The sequence below is a fragment of the Streptomyces sp. NPDC015345 genome (genome assembly GCF_043078805.1).
Taxonomy (GTDB): Bacteria; Actinomycetota; Actinomycetes; order Streptomycetales; family Streptomycetaceae; genus Streptomyces.
The window spans coordinates 313,722-339,006 of the sequence record NZ_JBIBTX010000006.1; the positions used below are offsets into that span (position 1 = coordinate 313,722).

The 25,285-nt window shown below is 73.5% G+C and carries 27 protein-coding genes; 9 read left to right on the top strand and 18 right to left on the bottom strand.

The window, feature by feature from the left end:
• Positions 1-74 precede the first annotated feature (74 nt).
• Entirely contained in the window at positions 75-1,010 is a 936-nt protein-coding gene (gene hemC / locus ACF062_RS25635; RefSeq protein ID WP_223778603.1) for a hydroxymethylbilane synthase, read from the bottom strand.
• Between the two features lie 296 nt (positions 1,011-1,306).
• Between hemC and ACF062_RS25640 the strand changes: the two genes are divergently transcribed.
• The gene (locus tag ACF062_RS25640) at positions 1,307-1,777 is read left to right on the top strand and encodes a GNAT family N-acetyltransferase (RefSeq protein WP_392141563.1); all 471 of its coding nucleotides are present in this window, start codon (positions 1,307-1,309) and stop codon (positions 1,775-1,777) included.
• Between the two features lie 77 nt (positions 1,778-1,854).
• On the opposite strand, the gene ACF062_RS25645 is transcribed toward ACF062_RS25640, so the two are convergent.
• From ACF062_RS25645 to ACF062_RS25670, 6 genes are all read right to left on the bottom strand, one after another.
• On the bottom strand, positions 1,855-2,454 hold the full coding sequence (locus ACF062_RS25645; RefSeq protein WP_392141565.1) for a sigma-70 family RNA polymerase sigma factor: 600 nt from the start codon (positions 2,452-2,454) through the stop codon (positions 1,855-1,857).
• Between the two features lie 83 nt (positions 2,455-2,537).
• A complete protein-coding gene (locus ACF062_RS25650) occupies positions 2,538-3,242 on the bottom strand; it encodes a hypothetical protein (RefSeq protein WP_392141567.1) in 705 nt (234 codons plus the stop codon).
• Between the two features lie 347 nt (positions 3,243-3,589).
• On the bottom strand, positions 3,590-4,849 hold the full coding sequence (locus ACF062_RS25655; protein ID WP_392141569.1) for a cation:proton antiporter: 1,260 nt from the start codon (positions 4,847-4,849) through the stop codon (positions 3,590-3,592).
• A 4-nt stretch (positions 4,850-4,853) separates the two neighbouring features.
• A complete protein-coding gene (locus tag ACF062_RS25660) occupies positions 4,854-5,339 on the bottom strand; it encodes a cation:proton antiporter regulatory subunit (protein ID WP_392141571.1) in 486 nt (161 codons plus the stop codon).
• A gap of 100 nt (positions 5,340-5,439) precedes the next feature.
• Positions 5,440-6,978, bottom strand: a complete 1,539-nt coding sequence (locus ACF062_RS25665; RefSeq protein WP_392141573.1) for an ATP-dependent DNA ligase — start codon at positions 6,976-6,978, stop codon at positions 5,440-5,442.
• Positions 6,979-7,050: 72 nt separating this feature from the next.
• A complete protein-coding gene (locus tag ACF062_RS25670) occupies positions 7,051-7,326 on the bottom strand; it encodes a sigma factor (protein ID WP_392141574.1) in 276 nt (91 codons plus the stop codon).
• A gap of 190 nt (positions 7,327-7,516) precedes the next feature.
• On the opposite strand from ACF062_RS25670, the gene ACF062_RS25675 reads away from it, so the two are divergent.
• The gene (locus ACF062_RS25675) at positions 7,517-7,930 is read left to right on the top strand and encodes an SsgA family sporulation/cell division regulator (RefSeq protein ID WP_392141575.1); all 414 of its coding nucleotides are present in this window, start codon (positions 7,517-7,519) and stop codon (positions 7,928-7,930) included.
• A 25-nt stretch (positions 7,931-7,955) separates the two neighbouring features.
• Here the strand turns inward: ACF062_RS25675 and ACF062_RS25680 are convergent, their stop codons facing one another.
• The 4 genes from ACF062_RS25680 to ACF062_RS25695 form a co-directional block, all read right to left on the bottom strand.
• A complete protein-coding gene (locus ACF062_RS25680) occupies positions 7,956-8,981 on the bottom strand; it encodes a Gfo/Idh/MocA family protein (RefSeq protein WP_392141577.1) in 1,026 nt (341 codons plus the stop codon).
• Positions 8,974-10,212 carry a D-alanyl-D-alanine carboxypeptidase family protein gene (locus ACF062_RS25685; protein WP_392141579.1) on the bottom strand — a complete coding sequence of 413 codons (1,239 nt, stop codon included), beginning with the start codon at positions 10,210-10,212 and terminating at the stop codon, positions 8,974-8,976. The genes ACF062_RS25680 and ACF062_RS25685 overlap by 8 nt, the downstream gene beginning before the upstream one ends.
• A gap of 246 nt (positions 10,213-10,458) precedes the next feature.
• Positions 10,459-10,959, bottom strand: a complete 501-nt coding sequence (locus ACF062_RS25690) for a glutathione peroxidase (protein WP_392141581.1) — start codon at positions 10,957-10,959, stop codon at positions 10,459-10,461.
• Positions 10,960-10,970: 11 nt separating this feature from the next.
• Positions 10,971-11,780 (bottom strand): ABC transporter permease, encoded by an 810-nt coding sequence (locus tag ACF062_RS25695; RefSeq protein ID WP_392141582.1) that lies wholly within the window; start codon positions 11,778-11,780, stop codon positions 10,971-10,973.
• Between the two features lie 299 nt (positions 11,781-12,079).
• Between ACF062_RS25695 and ACF062_RS25700 the strand changes: the two genes are divergently transcribed.
• The 3 genes from ACF062_RS25700 to ACF062_RS25710 all read left to right on the top strand — a co-directional run bounded on the left by ACF062_RS25700 (position 12,080) and on the right by ACF062_RS25710 (position 14,670).
• A complete protein-coding gene (locus tag ACF062_RS25700) occupies positions 12,080-13,165 on the top strand; it encodes an S-(hydroxymethyl)mycothiol dehydrogenase (protein ID WP_223778614.1) in 1,086 nt (361 codons plus the stop codon).
• Positions 13,165-13,821, top strand: a complete 657-nt coding sequence (locus ACF062_RS25705; protein ID WP_392141584.1) for an MBL fold metallo-hydrolase — start codon at positions 13,165-13,167, stop codon at positions 13,819-13,821. The genes ACF062_RS25700 and ACF062_RS25705 overlap by 1 nt, the downstream gene beginning before the upstream one ends.
• A 135-nt stretch (positions 13,822-13,956) precedes the next feature.
• Complete coding sequence (locus ACF062_RS25710) at positions 13,957-14,670, top strand: DUF2470 domain-containing protein (protein WP_392141586.1); 714 nt, start codon at positions 13,957-13,959, stop codon at positions 14,668-14,670.
• Here ACF062_RS25710 and ACF062_RS25715 read toward each other — a convergent pair.
• Complete coding sequence (locus ACF062_RS25715; protein ID WP_392141587.1) at positions 14,635-14,922, bottom strand: hypothetical protein; 288 nt, start codon at positions 14,920-14,922, stop codon at positions 14,635-14,637. The genes ACF062_RS25710 and ACF062_RS25715 overlap by 36 nt on opposite strands.
• A 140-nt stretch (positions 14,923-15,062) precedes the next feature.
• Here ACF062_RS25715 and ACF062_RS25720 point away from each other — a divergent pair, with 140 nt between their 5' ends.
• Positions 15,063-15,653, top strand: a complete 591-nt coding sequence (locus ACF062_RS25720; protein ID WP_392142036.1) for a cysteine hydrolase family protein — start codon at positions 15,063-15,065, stop codon at positions 15,651-15,653.
• On the opposite strand, the gene ACF062_RS25725 is transcribed toward ACF062_RS25720, so the two are convergent.
• From ACF062_RS25725 to ACF062_RS25740, 4 genes are all read right to left on the bottom strand, one after another.
• Positions 15,640-16,884, bottom strand: coding sequence for a lactonase family protein (locus ACF062_RS25725; protein ID WP_392141589.1), 1,245 nt, complete (start codon positions 16,882-16,884; stop codon positions 15,640-15,642). The genes ACF062_RS25720 and ACF062_RS25725 overlap by 14 nt on opposite strands.
• Positions 16,885-17,169: 285 nt before the next feature.
• Positions 17,170-18,369 carry a GTP-binding protein gene (locus ACF062_RS25730; RefSeq protein WP_392141591.1) on the bottom strand — a complete coding sequence of 400 codons (1,200 nt, stop codon included), beginning with the start codon at positions 18,367-18,369 and terminating at the stop codon, positions 17,170-17,172.
• Positions 18,370-18,381: 12 nt separating this feature from the next.
• Positions 18,382-18,552: a 50S ribosomal protein L32 gene (gene rpmF / locus ACF062_RS25735; protein ID WP_127909172.1), complete on the bottom strand. Its 171-nt coding sequence runs from the start codon at positions 18,550-18,552 to the stop codon at positions 18,382-18,384.
• A 62-nt stretch (positions 18,553-18,614) separates the two neighbouring features.
• Complete coding sequence (locus ACF062_RS25740) at positions 18,615-19,001, bottom strand: hypothetical protein (RefSeq protein WP_392141593.1); 387 nt, start codon at positions 18,999-19,001, stop codon at positions 18,615-18,617.
• Positions 19,002-19,007: 6 nt separating this feature from the next.
• On the opposite strand from ACF062_RS25740, the gene ACF062_RS25745 reads away from it, so the two are divergent.
• The 3 genes from ACF062_RS25745 to ACF062_RS25755 are packed head-to-tail and all read left to right on the top strand — an operon-like array spanning position 19,008 to position 21,975.
• Positions 19,008-19,835: a helix-turn-helix domain-containing protein gene (locus tag ACF062_RS25745; protein WP_392141595.1), complete on the top strand. Its 828-nt coding sequence runs from the start codon at positions 19,008-19,010 to the stop codon at positions 19,833-19,835.
• Between the two features lie 56 nt (positions 19,836-19,891).
• A complete protein-coding gene (locus ACF062_RS25750; protein ID WP_392141596.1) occupies positions 19,892-20,767 on the top strand; it encodes a MerR family transcriptional regulator in 876 nt (291 codons plus the stop codon).
• Entirely contained in the window at positions 20,764-21,975 is a 1,212-nt protein-coding gene (locus ACF062_RS25755; protein WP_392141598.1) for a nucleotide disphospho-sugar-binding domain-containing protein, read from the top strand. Before ACF062_RS25750 ends, ACF062_RS25755 begins: the two co-directional genes overlap by 4 nt.
• 199 nt (positions 21,976-22,174) lie before the next feature.
• Here ACF062_RS25755 and ACF062_RS25760 read toward each other — a convergent pair whose 3' ends face one another.
• Together ACF062_RS25760 and ACF062_RS25765 are read right to left on the bottom strand one after the other, a co-directional pair.
• The gene (locus ACF062_RS25760; protein WP_392141600.1) at positions 22,175-23,413 is read right to left on the bottom strand and encodes an MFS transporter; all 1,239 of its coding nucleotides are present in this window, start codon (positions 23,411-23,413) and stop codon (positions 22,175-22,177) included.
• 151 nt (positions 23,414-23,564) lie between these two features.
• Positions 23,565-25,232 carry an amidohydrolase gene (locus ACF062_RS25765; protein WP_392141602.1) on the bottom strand — a complete coding sequence of 556 codons (1,668 nt, stop codon included), beginning with the start codon at positions 25,230-25,232 and terminating at the stop codon, positions 23,565-23,567.
• Between the last annotated feature and the right edge of the window lie 53 nt (positions 25,233-25,285).

The following is a 25,285-nucleotide window of genomic DNA, read 5'->3' on the forward strand; positions in this document are numbered from 1 at the left end:
GGCCCACGCCTCCGGGCGGAACGGGGCTTTCCGCAGGTTGGTCCGGGGGGTATCCCCCAGGGGTGACCTCGGGGTCAGTGGGCGATCGTGTCGATCAGTTCACGGGCGCCCTGGCGCAGCAGCGCGACGGCCACGGACGTGCCGAGGGTCGCCGGGTCCAGCGGGCCCGCCCACTCGTGCGCGTTGAGCACCGTCTTGCCGTCGGGTGTGAACACGCAGGCGCGCAGCGACAGGTCACCACCGCGCCCCGAACGGGCGTACCCGGCGATCGGCGAATTGCAGTGCCCCTGGAGCACGTGCAGGAACATGCGCTCGGCGGTCGCCTCCCGCCAGGCGTCCTTGTCGCCGAGGCCGGTCACCGCGTCGATGGTCGTCGTGTCGTCCTCGCGGCACTGAAGGGCGAGGATCCCGGCACCGATCGGCGGGCACATCGTCTCCACCGACAGGATCTCGCTCGCCAGCTCGGGGCGGCCGATGCGCTCCAGCCCCGACTGGGCGAGCAGCAGGGCGTCGGCGTCGCCCGCGGCGAGCTTCTCCAGGCGGCGGCCCGCGTTGCCGCGCATCGGCACGCATTCCAACTCCGGGTGCGACGCGGCGAGTTGGGCGCGCCGACGCACCGAGGAGGTGCCGATGCGGGTCCCCGCGGGCAGCTCGTCGAGGGTGAGCCCGCCCGGGTGGATGAGCGCGTCCCTGATGTCGTCCCGCTTGAGGAACGCGGCGAACGTCGTCCCGGCGGGCAGCGGCCGGTCCGCCGGCACGTCCTTGACGCAGTGCACCGCGAGATCCGCCTCACCCGCGAGCAGCGCGGCGTCCACCTCCTTGGTGAAGGCCCCCTTGCCGCCGAGGCGGGCCAGGTCCCCCATCCACCGGTCGCCGGAGGTCGTGACCGGCACGACCTCGGTACGGATGCCGGGGTGGAGCGCCGCCAGTTCGGCGCGGACGCGCTCCACCTGGGCCAGGGCCATGGGGGAGGAGCGGGAGACGATGCGGATCAGCTCAGGAACGGGCATGCGGACCACGATAAGGGCTCGGCGATGACGCCCATGACGGGCGTCCAACCGATCAAAGGACTGTCGGGGCGGGGCAGTTGCCGGCTCTGCTGCCACGGAGCCCACGAGGCTGCTACGGAGCGTCCGGAGCGGCTGCGGGGAGCCGGAGGTGGCCCGCGCCGCACGGGGGCCGGTCAAGGGAGCCGTCGCCGGGCGCGGCCCGAGGCCCCGCTCCGCATGCGTGACCACACCCCGCCTCATAGCGTGAGGTGGACGCAGCCGCGGCCGACCGCCGCCCCCGCCACCTGGGAGGCCCCATGTCCACCCCCGCCGCGCCGGAGCGCCCGGCGATCGATCTCGCACCGATGGCGGCCACCCATCTGGCCGATGCCCTGGCACTCGGCCGCCAGGTCTACGACACCTCCGTGAAGCCCTACACGTCCTGGTCGCTCTCGGCGATCGCGCGGCACCTGGACAGCGAGGCGTCCGCCTGCTGGGTGGCGCTCGACGGGGACCGGCTCGCCGGGTTCGTGCTCGGCTCGATGGGATTCGACAAGCGCTCCGACTGGGGCAACCTGGAGTGGATCGCCAGCGCCCTCGAGTACCAGGGGCAGGGCATCGCGAGCCGCCTGGTGAAGGCCTGCTGCGCGACGCTCACCGAAGCGGGCGCGAGCGCCGTCGTGACCGACGTCGAGTCCCGCAACACCGCGTCCGCCGCGTTGATGCGGAGCAACGGCTTCGAGGCGAGCGTGTCGGTGACCCTGTTCGTACGCGAGACACCCAGGTAGCCGGAGGCGGCCCCAGACCGCGCCCCCCGCCGACGCCCGCGCGGAGTACGCCGGACGACGGCGGGGGCCTGGGGCGGTCAGGCCGCGTGGTCCGCCGCGACGAGCAGCGCGTTCACCCGTTCCCGTGCGCGCGCCACCCGCGAACGCACGGTGCCGATCGGACACCCGACGGCGGCCGCCGCGTCCGCGTAGGGGAGCCCCGCGAGCTGGGTGAGCACGAACGCCTCACGGCGCGGCGCGTCGAGTGTCCGAAGGAGGTCGAGCAGGGCCACGCCCTCCTCGAAACCGGGAAGACCGCGCGGCTGCGCGCGCTCCGCGGCCGCCTGCCAGTCCGCGGTGTCGGCGATCCGCGGCCGGGCCGCGGCCGAGCGGAAGCGGTCGGCGACGGTACGGCGCGCGATGGCGAGCAGCCAGGTACGGGCGCAGGAACGGGCGGCGTAACCGCGCAGCGCGGTCAGGGCGCGCAGATACGTCTCCTGGGTCAGGTCGTCGGCGCCGTGCAGGTCACCGCTGAGGTGGGCCACGAAGCGCCACACGTCGCGCCGCGTGGCCCGCACGAACCGTTCGAACGCGTCGGGGTCGCCGTCGCGGGCCGCCAGCGCCCACTCGGTGATCAGGTCGTCACGGGTCGGCTCGGCCACGTGGCCGCGCCCAGGACGCAAAAGGGCAGGAGTCATCGCAAAGGGTCCTTCGGTGAAGGGAGTTCGAGGAGCGGCGTGAACGCCGAAGATCCGCCCGGCACCTGGAGGTGCGGGCGGTTTCAGGAACTGACCGGAAGGACCGGTGGACCTCTGCGCGAGACGGCGTACTGGATCAGGACTCCGCGCAGTCGCCGCACCGGCACCAGCGCGCCGACGTGCGGCGGCGCCGGGGGAAGCGCGGCGACGAGGAGCGTCAGGACGAGCCGCAGCGGGACGAACACGGCCGCCGCGAGCGCGCGTCCGGCGCGGAACGCGGCGGCCTCGCCGCGCCACAGCCACAGGGCGCAGATCAGCGCGGCGGCCAGGTGGGCGAGGAACATACCGAAGCCGCTGTGCCCGAAGACGGACATCACCCAGCGGGACAGGGCCTCGTCGGACAGGGCGGCCGGGGTGGCGTCGGAGGACGGCATCGGCATCGGCATCGCATGGCTCATATGGTTCATGCCGTCGCCCCCGCCCGACGGCGCCGCATGCGGGTCCTGCCCGCCGCGTCCGCTCGGGCCCGCGCCGAACCGCTGCGCCAGGTCGAACAGTTCGTGCAGGGCCAGCTGTGCCACGACCGTCGCGCCGGTGACCGCCGAGGCTCCGCGCTCGCGCCCGGTCAGCCACCACGCGGCGGCCGTCGTGGCGGCGAAGGCGTAGCCCACCGCCCACCAGGGCAGCGCGGCGCCGGACATGAGGGCGTGTCCGAAGGCCGTCGTCACCACGCACAGAGCCGCGAACACGGCGGCTCGTGCGAGGCGGAACGCGGGCCCGGACGTCATGGAGAGCATCGTGCCAGGCGCGCGGTCGCCGCCGGGCGGCGAGTCCCGGACTTGCCCTTACCGCACGTCGGCGCACGGGACGCGCAAGCCCTGCGCGGCGGCCGGATGGGTGTGACACGAATAGGGCACATGGCGACCTCGACCGGCCCGGTCACCAACGTCGCTCCCGCAGTTCCGCGCGCCCCTGACAGGGCGCCACACCTGGCGCCCACCCCACCGCGCCCCAAAGGGGCGCGGGGAACTGCGCGACCAGCCCACCACGACCCGCACCGGCCACCCCACAGAACCCCGCAGACGCACCTGCCCCGAACCGCCCACGACGCCCGCGGGGGGACCCGGACCTGGCTCTACGACCGGTCGCCCGCGTCCTGCCCGTCCAGGGACTCGACGGTCTCCCGGGGGCCGGGCACCCGCGCGGCCCCGACGGCGGGGCCGCTCTCCGCGCGCCGTGCGAGGAGACCGCTCACCCAACCCGCCATGGGCTGCGTGTAGCGGGCGGTCAGCGGTCCGACGATCACGAGGATCAGGACGTACGCCGTGGCCAGCGGGCCGAGCGACGGCTCGATGCCGGCGGCGACCGCGAGCCCCGCGATGACGATGGAGAACTCGCCCCGCGCCACCAGCGCGCCGCCCGCCCGCCAGCGGCCCTTGACGGAGATGCCCGCGCGGCGGGCCGCCCAGTAACCGGTCGCGATCTTCGTCAGGGCGGTGACGACCGCGAGCGCGAGAGCCGGGAGCAGCACGGGCGGGATGCTAGCCGGATCGGTGTGCAGCCCGAAGAAGACGAAGAAGACCGCCGCGAAGAGGTCCCGCAGCGGCGCGAGCAGCGAATGCGCCCCCTCGGCGACCTCCCCGGAGAGCGCGATGCCGACGAGGAACGCGCCGACGGCGGCGGACACCTGGAGCTGCTGCGCGATCCCCGCGACGAGGATGGTCAGGCCGAGCACCACGAGGAGCAGCTTCTCCGGGTCGTCGCTGGACACGAAGCGGGAGATGAGCCGCCCGTAGCGCACCGCCAGGAAGAGCACGAGCCCGGCCGCGCCGAGCGCGATGGCGAGGGTGAGGCTGCCCGCGGCCCAGCCGACGCCCGCCAGCAGGGCCGTGATGATGGGCAGGTAGACGGCCATCGCCAGGTCTTCGAGGACGAGGATGCTGAGGATGACCGGGGTCTCGCGGTTGCCGAGCCGCCCGAGGTCGCCGAGGACCTTGGCGATGACGCCGGACGACGAGATCCACGTGACGCCGGCGAGGACGACGGCGGCGACCGGGCCCCAGCCCATGAGCAGCGCGGCGATCGCGCCCGGCAGGGCGTTCAGCGTGCAGTCGACCAGACCGGCCGGATACTGCGTCTTGAGATTGCTGACGAGGTCGCTGGCCGTGTATTCGAGCCCCAGCATCAACAGCAGCAGGATGACGCCGATCTCGGCGCCGATGGCGACGAACTCCTCGCTCGCGCCGAGCGGCAGCAGCCCGCCCTCGCCGAACGCGAGGCCCGCCAGCAGGTAGAGCGGTATCGGCGAGAACTGGAAACGCCCGGCGAACCGGCCGAGGAGCCCCAGGGCGAGGATGATCGCGCCGAACTCGATGAGAAAGACTGCGGAGTGCACGCCATCACTCCCGACCGAGTATCGCCGCGGCCGTCTCCACGCCTTCGCGCGTGCCGATCACGATGAGGGTGTCACCACCCGCCAGCCGGAAGTCGGGGGCGGGCGAAGGGATGGCGTCGGCCCGCCGCAGGACCGCCACGATCGAGACACCGGTCTCGGTCCGCATCCGGGTCTCGCCGAGCAGCCGGCCGTTCCAGTGCGAGGTGGCCGACAGCAGCACCCGCTCCGCCACCAGACCCAGATCGGTGGTGTGCAGCAGATTGGGGCTGTGGTGCGAGGGCATCAACGCGTCGATCAGCGCCTCCGCCTCCCCCGAACTCAGCCGCAGCGACAGGGCGCACTCGTCCGGATCGTCGGAACGGTACGCGCTGAGCGTCCGCGCCCCGTCCCGGTGCGCCACGATCGACAGGCGCCGTTGTTCTCGGGTCGTCAGGTCGTACCGGATGCCGATGCCCGGCAGCGGCGTACGGCTGAGACGTGATGCGGGCACAGCTGGTCCCCTCGCGATAGGTGATCTCCTCGGAATGTCACCCTATCGGGGCCAAGGGTTGGCAAAATCATGTACGTGGGGTCGTCGGGCGTGCCCGGGATCAGGGATTACGCCGTGCCAGCACCGTCTCGACGGTGTCCGCCTGCTCGGGCGGCTTGTCCTCGCGGTAGCGCACCACGCGGGCGAAGCGGAGCGTGACGCCGGCCGGGTAGCGGGTGGAGCGTTGCAGGCCGTCGTAGGCGATCTCGACGACGAGCTCGGGACGTACATGCACGACGTGGCCGCTGTCGCTGACCGCCAGCTCCTGGAGGCGCTCCGTCTGCCAGGCGAGCATCGCGTCCGTCATGCCCTTGAACGTCTTGCCGAGCATCGCGTACGTCCCGTCCGGCCGCCGCGCGCCCAGGTGGAGGTTGGACAGCTTGCCGGTGCGGCGGCCATGACCCCACTCCGCGGCGAGCACCACCAGGTCCAGGGTGTGCACCGGCTTGACCTTCAGCCAGGAGGCGCCCCGGCGGCCCGCGTTGTACGGCGCGTCGAGCGATTTCAGCACGACGCCCTCGTGGCCGCGTGCGAGCGTCGCCTCGAAGAACTCCTGGGCCGCGCCGCGCGCCGCCTCGTCGGCGGGTTCGGCCACCACCGTGCGCCGTACCCGCATCGGCTCGGGCACCAGGGCGGCGAGCTCCGTGTGCCGCTCGGCGAACGGCAGGCCGAGCAGGTCCCGTCCGTTCACGGACAGCGCGTCGAAGAAGACGGGGGACAGGGGCAGCCCGGCGGCCGCCGCCTCGACGTCGACACGCGACCCGACGCGCCCCGCGATGTCCTGGAACGGCCGGGGGCGCCCCTCGCCGTCAAGGGCGATGACCTCGCCGTCCAGGATGAAGTGCGCCCCGCGCAGACCGCGTGCGGCGGCCGTCAGCTCGGGCAGCCGGTCGGTGATGTCGTCCAGCGTCCGGGTGTAGACGCGTACGTCGTCGCCGCTGCGATGGACCTGCACCCGGATGCCGTCCAGCTTCTCCTCGACCGCGCACGCACCCAGCTTGTCGATCCCCTCGGCGACCGACGAGGCGCCGTGCGCGAGCATCGGCAGCAGCGGCCGGCCCACGGTCAGCCGGAACTCGTCCAGCGCCTGAGGACCGCGCTCCAGCAGCGCTTCGGCGACCGGACTGATGGCGCCGGCGAGCATCACCGAGCGCCGCACGGCGTCCGCCGGGGTCTCCGTGGCCACCGCGAGGCCCTCGACGGCGACGGCGTCCAGGGCCCCCTGCCGGACCTCGCCGGTGAGCAGCCCGACCAGGAACCGCTGCTCGTCCTCGGTGGCGGCTCCCATCAACTCGCCGACCAAGCGCCTGCGTTCGGCCTGGGACCCTGTACCGGACACCGCGCCGATCGCGGTGAGCGCCGCGTCCACGCCGCGTACCGTCAGCGACGGCTCGGCGGCGGGCGGCCCCGCGTCCCTGAGGGTGCTCCAGCCGATGCCGAGCCGCCCCTGAGGCAGCCGCCCCGCGAGATAGGGGATGACGATCGGTACGTCCTCCGGATCCGCCGCCCGGAACAACTCGGCGAGCAGAGCGATCTTCCGCGACCGCGCGGAGGTGGCGGCCACTTCCTTGGACACGTGTGCGAGCCGAGCCAGCAGCATGGGCCCATCCTGCAACGGGGCGGGACGGGGCGCACGGCCGAAGGGGGCCGGACCGAGGCTCCGGCCCGTCGGTCACGGGCGGCGGCACTTGAAGGACGGCCCCCTCCAGGGCTCGCGGAAGGCCAGCCCCTGGAGACGGTCGGCCGGCAGATCGGGGCGGGCCGCGGCGCCACGACAACTGGTCGAGCACCTCGTGTGCCCGGCGGAGAGCCGTCGCCACATCCGGAAGCGGGCCTCGGCCACGAGGTCGTCGGCGACCCAGGCGTCGCCGGTGAGCGAACGCGCGTATGCGACGAGACGAGACCGCTGTTCCTCGAAGATACGTGTGTATTCCGCTGTGACGGGCACACGGACGGGCACACGGACAGGCGCGACGGCCGGATCGATGGCCGACATATGCGGAGTGAGTGGCGCAGGTCACATGGATCTCTTGGCGAGGTGCCGTAATGAAACCCCACGTCACGGGGTCGTAAGGGCACAGGGGTCCCCACGAGCGGGATCCCGAGAACTGGAAGAAACGCAGAAGTGGAGCTCGATCATGGCCGTCACCCTCCAGCAGCCCACCCGCGCCCGCCTCATCACCCCGGAGGGCCAGGAGCGCGGCCTCCCCGTGGTCCTGCGCTACTCGGCCGAGGACCCGCTGGCGGTTCAGATCACGTTCCCCTCCTCCGCCTCGCTCGACGGCGCGGAGGTCACCTGGATCTTCGCCCGCCGGCTCCTGGAGGACGGCCTCGGCGCCCCCGCGGGCAGCGGTGACGTGCACATCTGGCCGTGCGGGCGGGCGCGGACGGTGCTGGAGTTCCACTCGCACCAGGGGCTGGCCCTGGTGCAGTTCGACAAGCTCGCCCTGCGCCGCTTCCTGCTGCGGTCGTACGCCGTGGTGCCCGAGGGCGGCGAGGAGGCGAGCCTCGACCTCGACCAAGGGCTCTCGCGTCTGCTCGGTGGTGTCTGACGGCGCCAAGGCCGGCAGGCCGTTCTCAGGCGCCGCTCCCGCCGTGCAGCGACGGCCGCACGGCGAGGTCGACCGTGACGCGCCCCCCGTCCCGCAGCGACGCCACCCCGGCCTCGGCGACGGCCGCCGCCGCGTACCCGTCCCACGCGCTCGGCCCCACGGCCCGGCCCTCGCGGGCCGCGGCCACCCATGCCCGCACCTCACGGTCGTACGCGTCGGCGAACCGCACCACATAGTCCCGCGCCACGTCCTCATGCGCCCGGCCCGCCGCGTGGACGACCATGCCGTGCGCGTCGCCGATCCGCGCGCTGCCGCGTTCGCAGACCGCCTCGCACCGCACCTCGTACCCGAAGCCGCAGTTGACGAAGACCTCCACGTCGACGACGGCTCCGCCCGCCGTCTCGAAGAGGACCAGCTGCGGGTCGAGCAGACCCGCGGGCGCGTGTGCCGACGGTGTCGGCCGGACCACCGTCACCGAGGTGATCTCCTGGCCGAGCAGCCAGCGGGCCGCGTCGATCTCGTGCGACACGGAGCTGCTGATCAGCATCGATGAGGTGAAGTGCGGCGGCGACGACACGTTCCGGTGGACGCAGTGCAGGAGCAGGGGACGGCCGAGGTCGCCGGAGTCGAGCAGCGTCTTCAGGGCCGCGTACTCGGCGTCGAACCGGCGCATGAAACCCACCTGGATCAACCTGCGCCCGAGCCGGGCCTCGGCCTCGACGACCCGGAGGGCGGCGGCGGAGTCGGGCGTGAGGGGCTTCTCGCAGAGGACCGGAAGGCCACGCGCGCACGCCGCGAGGAGCGCCTCCTCGTGCGCCCCCTCCGGCGAGGCCACCAGCACCGCGTCCACACCGGGAGCGTCCAGCGCGGCGAGCGCGTCGCCGTGCACCGTCACCCGCTCCCGCCCCGCGACCGCGGCCTCGGCCCGCGCCGTGTCGGGGTCCGCGACCGCCACCACGCGGGCCCCGCCCACCGTCTCGCCCAGCCGCCGCAGATGGTCCGCCCCCATATGGCCGACGCCCAGCACGGCCACCCCCAGCGGTTCAGTCACCCGATGGTCTCCTCGCGTGTTGTGTCTCGTCGGACTTCCCTCTGAAGTGCGTACGCCGGGCCACCGTAGCCGCCCGCCGCCGGACCGCCATGACCACGCCCGCCAGGACGGCGGCCATACCCGCGATCACCAGCAGCACCGCGGGCCAGTCCGAGCGCTGCGGCTCCACCCTCAGGGCGCTGCCCTCGGCGGCGGCGTGGACGGGGCCCTTGGCGGTGCGGTCCTCCTCGGCCCGGGGCAGCAGGGAGCCCACGGGCCGCACCTTCCCGGCCGCCGCGAAGCCCCAGTCGAGCAGGGACCTCGCCTCCTCGTACACGGTCCGCATGCCACCCACCTGAGGGTTCATCACCGTCACGACCAGGGTGCGCCCGCCACGCTGGGCCGCGCTGATCAGGGTGGAGCCCGCGTGGCTCGTGTAGCCGTTCTTGACGCCGAGCAGCCCCGGATAGGGCGCCACGCCGTCGGCGCCGGTCAGCAGGCGGTTGGTGTTGTGGATGGGGTACGACCAGCCGCCGGCCGGGAACCGGGCGACCGGGGTCGAGCAGTAGCGGGTGAACTGCGGGTCGGCGAGCCCCGCCTTGCCGAAGATCGCCAGGTCGTACGCCGACGAGACCTGCCCGGCGGCGTCGTAGCCGTCGGGCGACACGACGTGCGTGTCCCGCGCGCCCAGCTCGCGGGCCTTCGCGCGCATCTGCTCCACGGTCCTTCGCATGCCGCCGTTGAGCCCCGCGAGGACATGCACGGCGTCGTTGCCGGAGCTGAGGAAGACCCCGCGCCACAGGTCGGCGACGCGATAGGAGCGGCCGGGCGCCACGCCCACCAGGCTGCTGCCGTCCCCCACGCGGGCCAGCTCGCCCTCCGCGACGATATGGCGCTTGTGGGGGTCGAGGCGGGGGAGCGCCGCGAGGGCGAAGAGGGACTTCAGCGTGGAGGCCGGCGGCAGCGGACGGTGCGCGTCCTTGGCGGCGAGCACCTCGCCCGTACCGGCGTCCGCCACCAGCCAGGCGAGGGCGGAGACGTCACCGGGCAGCCCGGGTGCGGTGGGCCCGGGCCGGACCTGGACGCCCGGCCGGTCCAGGAGGGTGGAGGAGTACGCGGGAACCGGCCGGGGCGGCGCGGGCTCGGCGGGCGCGTCGGCCGCCGCGACGGGTGTGGACAGGAGGACCAGAGTCCCGAGCGCGAGGGTCGCGGTCCGTACGGAGGAGGAGCGCGAAAGGTACCTGATGACCATTCAGCCACCGTAGGATCGCGCCCCCGGGTCCGCAGATCGGCTTCGTCCGCCTGGACGTATTAGCGCGTCATTCAGCCTGCGCCGCAGGCCTGCTGCCGCGGCAGGGCGCCCGTGACGAGCGGGCGGCGGCGGGCGCGCACGACGAGCGCCGGCGCCGGGCGCGTACGCCACCGCGGTCACCGGGAAGCCGGTGCGGCCCGTCACGGTGTGGTCGGCCGCCCGGCACCGGGAGCCGGCCGGAAGAGGTCAGGCCGAGAGGGGCCGCGGGAGGTTCTTCTCGATCGCGGCGACGACCTCGGGGGCGTCCGGCTCGACGCGCGGGCCGAAGCGGGCGACGACCTCGCCGGAGCCGTTCACCAGGAACTTCTCGAAGTTCCAGCGGATGTCCCCGGTGTGTCCCTCGGCGTCCGCCGTGTCGACGAGGCGCGTGTACAGCGGGTGCCGGCCCTCGCCGTTCACGTCGACCTTCTCCGTCATCGGGAAGGTGACGCCGTACGTCGCCGAGCAGAAGTCGGCGATCTCCTCCGACGTCCCGGGCTCCTGGCCCATGAACTGGTTGCAGGGCACGCCGAGCACGCTGAAGCCGCGCGCCGCGTACTGCTCGTGGAGCCGCTCCAGGCCCGCGTACTGCGGGGTGAGGCCGCACTTGGAGGCGACGTTGACGACGAGGACGGCCTTGCCCTCGAACTGGGACAGGTCGGCGGGGCCGCCCCGCAGGGCGCCGATTTCTTCTTGGTAGACAGACATAGTGGCCGAGCCTACGCCCGCCCCGGGCCCCCGGCAGCGGCGCCCGGCTCCTCGCGGTGCAGCCGCCTCCGGGAGACCAGTTCGACCGTGAGGGCCACCGACACCGCCTGGACCGCCATCAGGGCGATCAGCACGAAGAGCTGCACGGCGCCCGCGAGCGCCGGGGACGCCCCGCCCAGGAGCATGCCGACGAACGCGCCGGGGAGGGTGACGAGGCCGACCGTGCGGGTCTGGTCGAGGCCGGGCAGCAGCGCGTCCGAGGCGGCCGGGCGGACCAGCTCCAGGCGGGCGTCGCGGTCGGCGAGGCCGAGGGCGAGGCCCGCCTCGAACTCGCCGTGGCGGGTGCGCAGTTCATCGAGGCAGCGGCGGCCCGCGAGTACCGTGGCGGTGAGCGCGCCGCCGATGAGGATGCCCGTGACGGGGATCATGGCGATGCCCCGCACGGGGAGCAGCCCGGCCAGGGTCAGGCCGGTCACCACCGGGACGACGGGCCCCGCGATCGGCAGCGCCGCCCACCACCACGTGCCGTTCGGCGTGATGCGCCGCCCGGCGGTGCGCGCGGCCACTGCGAACATGAGCAGCAGGAAGGCGAAGAGCGCCGCCGTATGGTGCACCACCCAGCCGATGGCCAGCGAGACGACGGCCAGTTGGACTGTGGCGCGGGCCCCGGCGACCAGGATCTCGCGCGCCCTGCCGCGCGAGCCGTCCGGGGAGAGCCGGCACAGGGCCGCCGTCGCCGCGGCGGCGAGCAGCAGCACCAGCAGGACCACGGCGAGCGCGGTGTTGACCGGCAGCAGGGCTTGGGCAGCGAGATCACGCACGCGATCACCCTAGGGCCTGTCTGACAATTCCCGCCTGCCTCGCGACGCCATGCACGCACTCTCGCCGCACCGGGCGCAGAGCCAAGTACATCCAGTACGAGGCCCCACGCCCGGCACGCCGAGAGCACGCACCTGACGCCGCGAGGCCGCCCTCCGGGCGACGACGCGAATTGTCAGACAGGCCCTAGGCCGCGGTGCCCGGCCGCGCCCGTGCGCGTTCCGGTGCCGCCCGGGACATGAGGTGATCGACCTGTAACGATGGGTCGGGAAAGACGTGGATGGAAAGAAGGGCTGAAGTCATGGCGCAGCAGGTGCAGGGCGTGATCGCCCGCGCGAAGGGCGAGCCGGTACGGATCGAGACGATCACCGTCCCGGACCCGGGGCCGGGGGAAGCCGTGGTGAAGGTCCAGGCGTGCGGGGTCTGCCACACCGATCTGCACTACCGCGAGGGCGGCATCAACGACGACTTCCCGTTCCTGCTCGGGCACGAGGCGGCGGGCGTCGTCGAGTCGGTCGGCGCGGGTGTCACCGAGGTCGCGCCCGGCGACTTCGTGATCCTCAACTGGCGCGCCGTGTGCGGCCAGTGCCGCGCCTGTCTGCGCGGCCGCCCCCAGTACTGCTTCGACACGCACAACGCGAAGCAGAAGATGACCCTGGCCGACGGCACCGAGCTGTCGCCCGCCCTCGGCATCGGCGCCTTCGCGGAGAAGACCCTCGTCGCCGCCGGCCAGTGCACGAAGGTCGACCCGGAGGCGTCGCCGGCGGCGGCGGGCCTCCTCGGCTGCGGGGTGATGGCCGGGATCGGCGCCGCCATCAACACCGGGGGCGTCGGGCGCGGCGACTCGGTGGCCGTCATCGGCTGCGGCGGCGTCGGCGACGCCGCCATCGCGGGTGCCCGACTCGCGGGCGCCGCGAAGATCATCGCCGTGGACATCGACGACAAGAAGCTCCGGACGGCGCAGGGCCTCGGCGCCACGCACACGGTCAACTCCCGCGCCACCGACCCGGTCGCGGCCATCCGCGAGCTGACCGGGGGCAACGGCGCCGACGTCGTCATCGAGGCGGTCGGCCGCCCGGAGACGTACGAACAGGCCTTCTACGCCCGTGACCTCGCGGGCACCGTCGTCCTGGTCGGCGTGCCCACCCCGGAGATGAAGATCGAGCTGCCGCTCCTCGACGTCTTCGGGCGCGGCGGCGCGCTGAAGTCGAGCTGGTACGGGGACTGTCTGCCCTCGCGCGACTTCCCGATGCTCATCGACCTCTACCGTCAGGGCCGCCTGGATCTGGACGCGTTCGTCACGGAGACCATCGCTTTGGAGGACGTGGAGAAGGCCTTCGAGCGGATGCACCACGGCGATGTCCTGCGTTCGGTGGTGATGTTCTGATGGCGGCCGAGTCTCGGGGCAGCGCCTTCGGCGCCCGCGTCGACCACCTCGTCACCTCCGGGACGTTCTCCCTGGACGGCGGCACCTGGGAGGTCGACAACAACGTATGGATCGTCGGCGACGACAGCGAGTGCCTCGTCATCGACGCCGCACACGACGCGGACGCCATCGCGGAGGCGGTGGGAGGGCGGCGCCTCGTCGCGATCGTGTGCACCCACGCGCACGACGACCACATCGACGCGGCCCCGGCGCTCGCCGCCCGCACCGGCGCGCCGATCCTGCTGCACCCGGCCGACACGCAGCTGTGGAAGCAGACGCATCCCGACCGCGCCCCGGACGGTGAACTCTCCGACGGGCAGGAACTGACCGTGGCGGGCACGGTCTTGCGGGTGCTGCACACGCCGGGCCACTGCCACGGCGCGGTCAGCCTGTACGCCCCGGACCTCGGCACGGTCTTCACCGGCGACACGCTCTTCGCCGGCGGGCCGGGCGCCACGGGCCGCTCCTTCAGCGACTTCCCGACGATCGTGGAGTCCATCGGCGGGCGGCTGCTGACGCTGCCGCCCGAGACGGTGGTGCGCACCGGCCACGGCGACAGCACCACGGTCGGCGCCGAGGCACCGCACTTGGGGGAGTGGATCGCCCGGGGGCACTGACAGCCCCGGCACCGGTACAGCACCGGGACGCATCGAGTACGGCCCCGCGCGATCGCAGCGCGGGGCCGTTCGCGTACTGGCCCTGCTCCCAGATCTCCGATAGGTTAGGCAAGGCTTACCTAATGGAGGTTGAGGATGGGTGTCCGTCACAGCACCGCGATCGTGCCCACACCGGCGGCACGCGCTCGTTCCGTACTCGCGACCGCGTGGTCCTGCGCGGTGACCACGGAGATCGGCAGGGACGAACTCGTGGGCGCGCACAGCTTCACGGACGACGGCAGGCTGCGGCTGTGCCCGCCCGAGGACAGCGCCCTCGCCGCCGCCGTCATCTGCGCGCCGCGCGGCGAGCCGTCCACACTGGTCGAGTTCGCCGATGTCGCGCCCGTCCCGCTCAGGGACCGGATCCGCGCCCGGCTGTGGCTGTCCGGATCGCTGGCGTACGACGGGGAGGAACTCTTCCTCGAACCGACGTCCGCGGTGCTGCACGAGTCGAACGGCGAACGCCTCGGCGTCGAACTGGACGAACTCGCCCTGACCGTGCCCGACCCGCTCGCCGAGGCCGAGTCGCGGCTGCTCACCCACCTCGCCGACGCCCACCCGGACGCCGTCGAGCAACTCACCCGCCTCGTCAGCCCCGACAGCCTTCAGGGCGTGGTGCGGGTCCGGCCGCTCGCCATCGACCGGCACGGCATCTCCCTGCGTCTCGAACGGGCCCGCAGCCAGGCCGACGTACGCCTGCCGTTCCACGAGACCGTCGCGGACGTCTCCCAGGTGACGGAGTGCATGCACGCCCTGCTGACGAAGGCCCGGCTCTCAGCGACCCGGCGCGGGCGGCCCGTCGGCGGCTGACCGCATCGACCGCAGCGCGAGGAGCAGCGCCCCGATGTCGTCCAGGTAGACGGGGTCGGGGAGCAGATCCGCGGGCAGCAGGAGATAGGCGACCGCGCCCCAGAAGACCCACTGCCGCTCCACGGGGAGCCCGGCTCTGCGCAGGGCACGGCGGGTGCGGACGAGACGTATGAGCAGCATGACCGCGACGCCGAGCGTCACGGCGACCAGAACGGCTGCGCCGACGAGGAGAACGGTCAGTTCCGTGCTCATACGTCTGTACGTTACCGACGGCGGCCCCCGTCGTCGCGGTCCCGCCGTGGGTGTCTCCGGGCGGATCTCCCGCGCCCCTCGCGCGGCGCGGCAGGCATGATGACCGCGTGAGTGAGCAGCCGAACCCCACCGCCCGACCGATACCCGCGGAGCCCGTCACCCCCGAGGCGGCCCCCGCGCCCGTTCAGGCCCTGATCGTCGTCGACATGCAGTCCGCCTTCGTCGACGGCGACGGCGCCGTACCCGACGCCCGGCGCCTGCTCGACCGGGTCCGGGCCCTCATGGCCCGGGCCCGCGACAGCGGCGCGCTCGTCGTCCAGCTCCAGAACGACGGCGAACCCGGCGCCCCCGACGAGCCCGGAACCCCCGGCTGGCGGATTCATCTGCCCGCCGACGCCGACCGCGCCGAGCCCGTCATGCGCAAGACCGCCGACGACGGCTTCGAGGAGACCGGGCTGGAGGAGCTGCTGCGGGAAGCCGGTGTCACGGACCTCGCCGTCTGCGGCGTCATGTCCGAGATGTGCGTGAGCGCCACCGCGCGCACCGCCCTGGAACTCGGCTTCCGTGTCGTGCTGCCGCACGACGCCCACGCGACGTACGACATCCCGGCGGCGGAGCGCATCAGCGACGTGGTGCCGGCCGCGGTGGTCTCGCGCGTCGCCGAGTGGGCCCTCGGCGACGAGGTGGAGATCGTCGCCGGGGCCCGCGACGTCGGTTTCACGAAGCCGTAGCGGGCAGCGCGCACACCGCGACCGGCGCCCGGAACGGCTTGCCCGCGAGGCGCAGTTCACCGCTGCGCGGCGCGACGTGGAAGACGCTCACCGAATCCGACTTCTGGTTCGCGGTGAACAGCAGCCGCTCGGAGGGGGAGAGCGCGAGGTGCCGGGGGAACTCCCCGCGCACCGGCTCCGTGCCGAGGAGCCGCAGCCGGGCGCCGCCGCCCTCGATCGCGTACCGGGCGAGGCTGTCGTGCCCCCGGTTGGCGAGGAAGGCGAAGCGCCCCTCGCGCGTCACCGCGATCTGCGCCGGGTGGTTCGTGCCCCCGCCCGAGCCCGTCGACTGCGGCTCGCCCGGCCTGAGGCGGCCGGTGGCGGGGTCGTACGCGCAGACCACGACGGTGTCGTCCAGCTCGTTGGCCAGGTACGCGAAGCGCCCTGAGGGATGGAAGGTGAGGTGGCGTGGCCCAGCGCCGGGCCGCAGCGTCGCGGACGACACCTGCCGGAGCGTGCCGGCGTCGCCGTCGAGCCGGTACGTGTAGACCGTGTCGTTGCCGAGGTCGACGGCGAGGACGTGCCGCCCGTCGGGGGACGTGATGATCTGGTGGGCGTGCGGGCCCTCCTGGCCCGGCCCCGGCGGCGGGGCGGAGTGTGTGACGAGGTCGGTGCGCTCACCCAGTGCGCCTGATCCGTCGATGGGGTGGACGGCCACGCTGCCCGAGAGGTAGTTCGCGCTGAGCAGCCAGCGGCCGCTCGGGTGCACGGAGAGGTGGCAGGGACCCGCCCCTCCGGTCCCGCGCGTCCCCAGCACCTTGTGCCGGCCTTCGGAGGAGAGGGCGACGGCGGTCACGCCGCCCTTCTCCCGCTCGGCGACGGCGTAGAGCGTGCGGCCCGAGGGGTGCAGCGCCAGATAGGAGGGGTCGGGCACCCCGGTGAGCGTGCCGGTACCGGTGACGCGGCCCGTCGTCTCGTCGTACGTCGCAAGACCGATGCCCGAACCGCCGCCCTCTTGAGAGGTGTACGTCCCGAGGAACAACTGCCGCTCGCGGCGCGGCCGGTGAGCCGCGGACGAGGCGGGCTCCCTGCGGGTGCGCTCGGTGCGTGCGCGGTCCTGCGGCTCCGAGGAGGCGCACGCCGCGGCGGAGGACAGCGCCCCCGCGGTGGCCGCCCCCGCCAGCGCCCCGATGAACCGTCGCCGCCCCGGGCCGCTCCCGGAAGTCTCGGTCGGCCCTGCTCCGCTGTTCATGGCTGCACCTCGTGCGTCGGTGGTGACGGATGTGCCAGCCACAGTGCCCGCTGTGGGAGCGCGCGGACAAGAGGCGCACCGCCCGTGGGCCCCGGCCCGGCTCGACGCCATGGCCGCCGAAGCGGTGGCAGCGTCCGGTGGGCCCCGCGGACGGCGGCGGCTGGAAGTACCCGCCCGAGGACGGCTTCGCGGGTCGCCCCCTCGTCCCGGTGCAGGGAGGCCGCTCCCTTCGGTGGTGTCGGCCGGGCGGCCGTCAGGCCTTGACGGGATCGAGGAGACGACCTGCTACACCGGCCGGCCTGAGGCCACGGCTACCGGGAGGCTCTCCGCCTCGCACGCGTCGACGCCGTGCGTGTCCCATGCGGGGAAGGGGTCGTACCCCGGCGCTTCCTCTCCCTCCGCGAGCAGGCAGCGTGTCAGTGCGGCCTTCAGCGGCTCGGCCCGCAGGTCCGTACCGATGAACACCAGCTCCTGGCCCTGCGCGTCGTCCGCCGTGCGCGCCCCGGACGGCTCGAAGCGGGCCACCGAGCCGGCCTGCGACCACAGGCCGGTGACCCGGGGGCGGCTCGCCAGCCAGAAGAAGCCCTTGGAGCGCAGGATCCGGCCGAAGGCACCGCTGTCCATCTCCTCCGTGACGAAGGACCACAACCGCCCCGGGTGGAAGGGGCGTTCGGCACGGAACACGGTGCTCGAAATGCCGTACTCCTCGGTCTCGGGGACATGGTCGCCGTTCAGCTCCCGCACCCACCCCGGGGCCTGCTGGGCGCGCTCCAGGTCGAACAGGCCGGTGTCGAGGATCTGGGTGAGGTCCACCCGGCCCCGGGTCGAGGGCACCACACGTGCCAGGGGGTTGAGACGCGCGAGGGTGGCCGCGAGCCGCTCGGCGGTGTCGGCGTCCACGAGGTCGAGCTTGTTGAGGACGATGACGTCGGCGAACTCCACCTGGTCCATCAGCAGGTCGCTGACGGTGCGCTCGTCGTCCTCGTACTGATCGAGCCCGCGCTCCACGAGGCCGTCCCCGCCGGTCAGTTCCGGCAGGAAGTTGGCGGCGTCCACCACCGTCACCATCGTGTCGAGACGGGCGAGATCGTCCAGCGTGGCGCCGTCGTCACGGGGGAAGGCGAAGGTGGCGGCCACCGGCATCGGTTCCGAGATGCCGCTGGACTCGATGAGCAGATGGTCGAAGCGGCCCTCGCGGGCCAGCCGGTCGACCTCTTCCAGCAGGTCGTCGCGGAGGGTGCAGCAGATGCAGCCGTTGGTCATCTCGACCAGGCGTTCCTCGGTGCGCGACAGGGCGGCCTCACCGCCGCGCACCAGGGCGGCGTCGATGTTGACCTCGCTCATGTCGTTGACGATCACCGCGACGCGAAGGCCCTCGCGGTTGCCGAGGATGTGGTTCAGCAGTGTGGTCTTGCCCGCCCCGAGGAAACCGGACAGAACGGTCACGGGCAGGCGGTCGCGGGCGGCGGTCGATGTGTGCGTCATGCGGTTCGGCGCTCAGCTCTCCGGGCGCAGCAGGCCGCGCTCGTACGCCTTGAGCAGCCGCTGCGGGACCATGTGTCGCGTGCCGTCGACCGTGACGGGCACCAGCTGCGGGGTGCTGGCCTTCCACTGGGCGCGGCGGTGGCGGGTGTTGCTGCGTGACATCTTCCGCTTGGGTACGGCCATGACGTCCTCCTGGGATGTGGGGCGGGGGGTGGCGCTCCGACGCTATATGAAAATGGATCCCATTAACAACTGGCCCTCGCGACGGCGACGGCCCAGGCGAGATAGGCGGCGTTCACGACGAGCCGCGCCGCCACCCCCGGCCGTGTGTCGAGGAACCGGACGGCGGAGCGTGTGTGCCGTGCGGCGTCCAGATGCGAGACCTGGAAGGCGGCGAGCAGCGCGACCGCGCACCAGCCGCCGGCCGCGCGCGTGGCGGGCGCGAAGAGCAGCCCCGCGACGGCCAGTTCGGCGACCGCGCTCGCGGCGACGATGATGGAGGGGGACGGCAGCCAGGCCGGGACGAGGGTGCGGAAGTACGCGGGGAAGGCGACGTGGGCGAGAGCCGTGCAGGACAGGAAGGCCGCGAGGGCCAGGGTGGCGAAGGGAGTGAAGGTGGTGAAGGTGGACATGCGGCGATGATGGGGCCACCCCTCGCCCTCCGTCTTGAACGGAACGCTTGCCGCCGGGAGGTCTCCGCCGGGCGGGCAGCGGGGCGGGTGCCCGCCTCCTTCGCCGTCGCGCGGGAGATCGCCGTCTTCACCGAAGCCCGTGCGTACGAGGTCGCGTGGCACCGGCATCCGGCCTGGAAGCTCGTCTTGCCGCTCGGGGGCCGTGTCCGCGTGGGGGAGTCGGCCGGGGCGGGCGTGCTGGTGCCGCCGCAGTACGCACACGTGTGTGCGGCCTCGCCCGCCTTCGTCGCCGTCTTCGTCGAACCGTGGTGTCTGCGGGCCGACCCCACCGCGCCGACGTGGCTGGACGGCCGGACCGTGCGGCGGCTCCTCGACGCCATGAGCGGCGGCGGCGCGGGTGGCGCGACGGATATGGAGGCGCTGCGCGCGGAGGTGGCCTCCTTCGCGGGGCTGCGGACGGGAGTCGATCCGCGCGTCCCCTACGCCGTGCGGGCTTGCGCGCAGGCCGCCCGCATCGATGCCGTCGCCGCCGAGCTCGGCCTCTCACCGGCCCGGCTGCGGGCGCTCGTCGCGGCTGAAGTGGGCATTCCGCTGGCCACCTTGCGTCAGTGGGGGCGGCTGCGTGCGGCGTTCGGCTCGCTGGTCGGCGGGGGGCAGGCAGGGGGTGCGGGAGGCGTTGGGGACGTGGGAGGCGCGAGAGGCGGCGTAGGTGTGGAGCGCGGGAAGAGCATCGCGGAGGCCGCCGCCGAGGCCGGCTTCGCGGATCAGGCGCACCTGACCCGTGCCGCCCGGCGGTTCATCGGACGTACGCCCGGCTCGCTGGACCGCCGCTGAGTTGACCCTCACGTCACGTCAGGCTTCAAGCTGTGCGTCGACGAAAGGCGAGGTGCATGAGTTACACCGTCGGGCAGGTCTCCGGCTTCGCCGGGGTCACCGTCCGCACCCTCCACCACTACGACAGAGCCGGGCTGCTCTCGCCCGGCGGGCGCAGCCCCGGCGGGTACCGCCTCTACGACGACGCCGATCTGGCCCGGCTTCAGCAGATCCTCTTCTACCGGGAACTCGGCTTCACCCTCGACGAGATCGCGGAGATCCTGGCCGACCCGCGAACCAACGCCCTCGACCAGCTGAAGGGAAGACGCCGGGCACTGCGGGAGCAGATCGGCAAGCTGGAGCGGCTCGTGGAGGTCGCCGAGCGCGCCATGGAGGTGCAGCGGACCGGGGTCGCGCTCAGCCCCCAGGAGCGGTTCGAGGTCTTCGGTGAGATCACCTTCGACCTGAGCTACGCCACCGAGGCCGAGCTGAAATGGCAGGGCAGCCCGGGGTACCGAGAGGCCATGGAGAGCGCGGCCGCGCACTCCAAGGAGGACTGGGCGCGGCTCATGGGCGAGGCGGCGCGGTGGCGGGAGGAGCTGCTGGCCGCCTTCGACGCGGGGGAGCCGCCGGGGGGGGGCGGGTGGGCGCGGGAGCTGGCCGAGGCGCACCGGCGGCACATCAGCCGCTGGTTCACCCCGTGCCCGCCCGAGATGCATCTGCGGATCGCGGACGACTTCGCCGAGGATCCGCGTGCCTTCGCCCTCGTCGTGCCGCCGTCCCAGCAGCGGCCGGGGCTCGCCGCGTATCTGCGGGCGGCCGTCCGCGCCAACGCCGCCTCCGCCGACCCTCAACGTCGACGTGAGCCTCGACCGGAGTCTCACCCTGGACCTGAGGGTGAGACAAATGCCCTCGCCGTACCGGAAGACGTCCGAACCGAAGGAACCGGATGACCCGCATCCTCATCACCGCCGCCGGTTCGTACGGCGATGTCGCCCCCTACACCGGCCTCGGCGTCCGGCTCCGCGAAGCCGGGTACGACGTGGCGCTCGCCACGCATGACTCCTTCGCGCCGCTGACCGAGGCCGCCGGCCTGAGGTTCCGCGGGCTGCCCGCCGACGCGGCGGCCTCGGGGCGGGCGGAAGGGCGCAGGGAACTCATGCGGACGGCCTCGGCCTTCGTACGTGGCCTCGGCGGCGGCCTGGCCGACGCGGCCGTACGGGGCGCCGATCTGCTGGTGGTCTCCACGACCACCGCCCCGCTCGCCTGGCAGCTGGCCGAGGCCATGGGCATCCCCGCCCTGGGCGCGTACCTCCAACCGGTCCACCCCACGCGGGAGCTCCCGCCCGTCGTCGGCGGCACCCGGTCGCTCGGCGGATTCGGCAACAAGGCGCTCGGCCGCCTCTCCCTGCGCATGGTCGACCGCGTCTACGCCGAAGCGGTGCGTGATCTGCGGGCCCGCCTCGGACTGCCCGAGGAGGCCCTGAGCGCCGTCCGGGCCCGCCAGGAACGGGCCGGTTGGCCGGTGTTGCACGGCTTCAGCCCGGCCGTGGTGCCGAGACCGGCGGACTGGCGCGCCGGGCTCGACGTCGTGGGCAACTGGTGGCCGCACCACGAGCCTGGGCGGGCCCTGCCCCGCGAACTCGACGACTTCCTGGAGGCCGGGCCGCCGCCGGTGTTCATCGGGTTCGGGAGCATGGCGGCCGGGGACGGCGAACGGCTGAGCGGGATCGCGGTCGCGGCGCTGCGCGCGGCCGGGCTGCGGGGCGTGCTGCAAGCCGGGCGCGCGGGTCTCGCGGCGTCCGGCGACGACGTCCTCACCGTCGGTGAGGTGCCGCACGCCCTGCTCTTCCCCAGGATGTCGGCCGTGGTGCACCACGCGGGGGCCGGCACCACGGCGGCGGCGCTGCGCGCGGGGGTGCCGGCCGTCCCCGTACCGGTCGCGGCGGACCAGCCGTTCTGGGCGGCCCGCCTCGCGGCACTGGGCGCGGCGACCGCACCGCTGCCGTTCAAGGACCTCACCGCACCGCGTCTCGCCGAGGAACTGCGCCGCGCGACGAGCGAGGACACGTATGCGCGCGCCGCCAAGGGGCTCGCCCGGCGGCTGGCCACGGAGGACGGCGCGGGCCATGTGCTCAAGGCGGTCGAACGGTTGCTTTGACCGCCGGTGGTGGGCGGGGCAGGGTGGTGCGGGGGCAGGTGACGCGGTGAGCAGCTGCCGGGAGACGGTCGGGCGGTCGGCAGGGGTCGTCCGGTGTCCCGTGATCGCCGGGTGGGAGCTGGTGACCGTGGCAGCGGCTTCGACGGGCGATTGTGGGGCGGCGCAAGCCGCCGGGGCCGGGCCCGGCCTTCGAACCGCTTCAACCGCCGGTCACGGCAGGTTGCCGGGGGCTGCGGTCCTGGCGGGGCAGTAGCAGAGGCGTGGTCAGCAGGAGCAGTCCCGCTCCTGCGATCGCGCCGCGAGGGCCGGTGACGGTGGCGAGCAGGCCCCACAAGGCGGTCATGGCCGCGATGGAGGCCTTGCCGGTGACCGACCACGCGGTCAGGACGCGGGCGACGCGGTCCGCCGGGGTCTGGTCGAGACGGTAGGCGGCGATCACCGGGTTGAACATCCCCGAGCAGGTGATCAGCCCCAGCTCGACGACCATGACGAGGACGAGTCCCGTGACGCCGGGGCGGACGAAGGCGAGCCCCACCGGCCAGCACGCACGCAGTGCCCCGACGGTGAGCAGGACCCGGCGCCGCCCGAACCGCGCGACGAGGCGCCGGGACAGCCGCGAGCCGATCAGGCCGCCGATGCAGGGGGCCGCGAAGGCGAGACCGTACTGCCAGGGCGCGAAGCCGAGGCTGCCGAGCATCAGGACGGCCAGCAGCGGCGAGCCTGCCATGATCAAGCCGTTGACCAGCACCGTGTTGAAGAACAGCGGACGCAGAACGGGGTCGGCGAGGATGTACCGCCATCCTTCGAGCAGCTCCCCCGACCGCAGCCGGGGCCCGGCCGCGGCACGCTCGGGACACTGCTCCTCGCCGCCGATCGCCCGGATGCCCAGCGCCGAGAGCAGATAGCTGACGGCGTCGGCGGCCAAGGTCGCCATGGGGCCGAAGACCCCGATCACCGCCCCGCCGAGCGGCGGCCCGAGCATGGTCGCCGTCCACGTCGTCGACTCCAGCCGCCCGTTCGCGACGAGGAGGTCCCGGGGAGGCACGAGAGCCTTGAGGAAGGCGCCGCTCGCCGCGCTGAACGTGATGTCGGCCGCGGCGACGACGACCGCCACGACGAGCAGGTGCGCGAAGCCGAGCGCCCCGAGCGCGAACGCGGCCGGAACGCTCAGCAGCGCCGCGCACCGCAGCAGGTCCATCGTGACCATCATCGGCCGCTTGCGGCGGAACTCCACCCACGGCCCGAGCGGCACCGCCGCCACCGCTCCCACCGCGAGCCCCGAGGCGGCGAGCACCGCCACCTCGGTGGGGCCGCAGTGCAGCACCAGGATCGCGACCAGGGGAAACGCGTCGAACGCGAGCCGCGTACCGAAGGTGCTGACCGTGTACGCCGCCCACAGCCACCCGAACCGCCGCCCGAGCGACCGCCTCTCCACCATCCCGCGCACCTCTCACCGGACCTCCGCGTATCGGCCGCCGTCATCCAAACCAGCGGATCCGCCGCGGATCAAACAACCGGCGGCCACGTAAGCCGCAACCAGAAGTTGTGCGGGCTGCTCACGGGCTCAGCGGTGCTGTCGTCCGGAGCTCTCAGCACCCTCGGTCGACGACCGTCTCGCCGCCCACCACGACCACCTCCGCCCGGGTCCCCGGGATCTCCTCGGGTCGTACGCGCAGGATGTCCCGGGACAGCACGACGAAGTCGGCCAGTTTGCCCACGGTCAGCGAACCGCGTTCGTTCTCCAGGAAGTTGGCGTAGGCGGAGCCCATCGTGTAGCCGTGCACGGCGGTCGCCACGTCCAGGGTCTCCGCGGGCTGCCAGGCGGCGCCGCCGGCGAGCGGGCGGCGGGTGACCGCGGTGTAGATGCCCGCCATCGGATCCATCTCCGCCACGTTCCAGTCGCTGGACAGGGCGAGCACCGCGCCCGCCTCGTGCAGGCTCCGCATCGGCCAGGCCTTGTGCCACCGGCCAGGGCCGACGTTCTCGGCCCAGTCCTTGCCGGGCCCGGCGATCTCGGGGGCGCAGTGGCGGGGCTGCATGCAGGCCACGACGCCCAGCTCCGCGAAGCGCGGCGTGTCGCGCGGGTCCAGGCACTCGACGTGTACGACCTGGTGGCGGGCGTCGCGCGGCCCGTTCACGGAGCGGGCGTGCGCCACAGCGTCCAGGACGGTGCGGATGCCGCGGTCGCCCGTGGCGTGCACGAAGCACTGGAAGCCGCGCGCGTCCAGCTTCGCCAGCAGCTCATCGAACTCCTCCGGCGGATAGAAGGTGTCGCCGCGGTGCCGCCCGCACCCCGCGTACGGCTCCAGGAGGGCGGCCGTGCGCGGCTCCACGACGTCGTCGATGTACAGCTTCAGCGGGCCCACGCGGAGCCGGTCGTCGGCGAAGCGCTCCGCTGCCGCGGCGAAGTCGTCCAGGTCCGCGTCGCCGGTGCCGCGCGGATGGAAGAGGGCGGCGACGATCCGCGAGCGCAGCCGCCCCTCGGCGCGGGCGCGCTCGAACAGCGCGAGGTCGTCGAGGGAGTTCTGCGGTTCGACGACCGTGGTGATGCCGTAGCCGATCGCGTCGTCCAGGCTCTTGGCGAGCCGCCCGTACTGCCGGTCGGGCGAGGCCCACGGCACGCCGAGCGCGCGCAGCGCCCGGTGGCCGTCACGGCTCAGCCCCTTGACCGCGAAGTCCTTGACGAAGCCGGTGGGTTCGCCGGTCTCCGGATCGGTCTCGGCGCGGCCGAACGGCAGGGACGTACGGTCGCGGTCGATCCCGAGGCGGCGCAGGGCGGCGGTGTTCAGCCAGGCGGTGTGGACGTCGTAGCTGAGGACGAACGCGGGCGTGTCGCCGGTGGCGGGGTCGAGGTCGGCGGCGCTCGGCATGCGGCCGCCGGGGATCGCGGAGTAGTCAAAGGCCTCCGCCTCGATCCACTCGGCGCCCGGGTGCGCGTCTCGCCAGGCGCGGATCCGGTCGTGGATCTCCCCGAGGGTGCGGGCGCCCGCGAGCTGTACGCAGGCATCGTCCGAGCCGAGCCGGACGTGGTTGTGCGCGTCGATGAAGCCGGGCAGGACGAGTCGTCCGCGCCCCTCGATGGTTTGGGTGCCCGGCCCTGCCCACCGGTCGGCTTCCGCGTCGGGGCCGAGCCAGACGATCCGGCCGTCGCGGACGGCGAGCGCCTCGGCGGCCGGCAGACCGGGGTCGACGGTGTGGATGCGGGCGTTCCGCAGCACCAGGTCGGCGGGGGAGAGGGCGGGGGTGGTGCGGGTCATGAGAGGTGAACTCCTGGGATGGTACGAGCTGTTCGGATCGAACGGTGCGGGGC

Bases quoted from the DNA above. Each gene is read 5' to 3' on its own strand.
- hemC (WP_223778603.1), bottom strand. From the start codon at position 1,010: ATGCCCGTTCCTGAGCTGATCCGCATCGTCTCCCGCTCCTCCCCCATG.
- ACF062_RS25640 (WP_392141563.1), top strand. From the start codon at position 1,307: ATGTCCACCCCCGCCGCGCCGGAGCGCCCGGCGATCGATCTCGCACCG.
- ACF062_RS25645 (WP_392141565.1), bottom strand. From the start codon at position 2,454: ATGACTCCTGCCCTTTTGCGTCCTGGGCGCGGCCACGTGGCCGAGCCG.
- ACF062_RS25650 (WP_392141567.1), bottom strand. From the start codon at position 3,242: ATGACGTCCGGGCCCGCGTTCCGCCTCGCACGAGCCGCCGTGTTCGCG.
- ACF062_RS25665 (WP_392141573.1), bottom strand. From the start codon at position 6,978: ATGCTGCTGGCTCGGCTCGCACACGTGTCCAAGGAAGTGGCCGCCACC.
- ACF062_RS25675 (WP_392141575.1), top strand. From the start codon at position 7,517: ATGGCCGTCACCCTCCAGCAGCCCACCCGCGCCCGCCTCATCACCCCG.
- ACF062_RS25685 (WP_392141579.1), bottom strand. From the start codon at position 10,212: ATGGTCATCAGGTACCTTTCGCGCTCCTCCTCCGTACGGACCGCGACC.
- ACF062_RS25690 (WP_392141581.1), bottom strand. From the start codon at position 10,959: ATGTCTGTCTACCAAGAAGAAATCGGCGCCCTGCGGGGCGGCCCCGCC.
- ACF062_RS25700 (WP_223778614.1), top strand. From the start codon at position 12,080: ATGGCGCAGCAGGTGCAGGGCGTGATCGCCCGCGCGAAGGGCGAGCCG.
- ACF062_RS25705 (WP_392141584.1), top strand. From the start codon at position 13,165: ATGGCGGCCGAGTCTCGGGGCAGCGCCTTCGGCGCCCGCGTCGACCAC.
- ACF062_RS25710 (WP_392141586.1), top strand. From the start codon at position 13,957: ATGGGTGTCCGTCACAGCACCGCGATCGTGCCCACACCGGCGGCACGC.
- ACF062_RS25715 (WP_392141587.1), bottom strand. From the start codon at position 14,922: ATGAGCACGGAACTGACCGTTCTCCTCGTCGGCGCAGCCGTTCTGGTC.
- ACF062_RS25725 (WP_392141589.1), bottom strand. From the start codon at position 16,884: ATGAACAGCGGAGCAGGGCCGACCGAGACTTCCGGGAGCGGCCCGGGG.
- ACF062_RS25730 (WP_392141591.1), bottom strand. From the start codon at position 18,369: ATGACGCACACATCGACCGCCGCCCGCGACCGCCTGCCCGTGACCGTT.
- rpmF (WP_127909172.1), bottom strand. From the start codon at position 18,552: ATGGCCGTACCCAAGCGGAAGATGTCACGCAGCAACACCCGCCACCGC.
- ACF062_RS25740 (WP_392141593.1), bottom strand. From the start codon at position 19,001: ATGTCCACCTTCACCACCTTCACTCCCTTCGCCACCCTGGCCCTCGCG.
- ACF062_RS25745 (WP_392141595.1), top strand. From the start codon at position 19,008: ATGATGGGGCCACCCCTCGCCCTCCGTCTTGAACGGAACGCTTGCCGC.
- ACF062_RS25750 (WP_392141596.1), top strand. From the start codon at position 19,892: ATGAGTTACACCGTCGGGCAGGTCTCCGGCTTCGCCGGGGTCACCGTC.
- ACF062_RS25755 (WP_392141598.1), top strand. From the start codon at position 20,764: ATGACCCGCATCCTCATCACCGCCGCCGGTTCGTACGGCGATGTCGCC.
- ACF062_RS25760 (WP_392141600.1), bottom strand. From the start codon at position 23,413: ATGGTGGAGAGGCGGTCGCTCGGGCGGCGGTTCGGGTGGCTGTGGGCG.
- ACF062_RS25765 (WP_392141602.1), bottom strand. From the start codon at position 25,232: ATGACCCGCACCACCCCCGCCCTCTCCCCCGCCGACCTGGTGCTGCGG.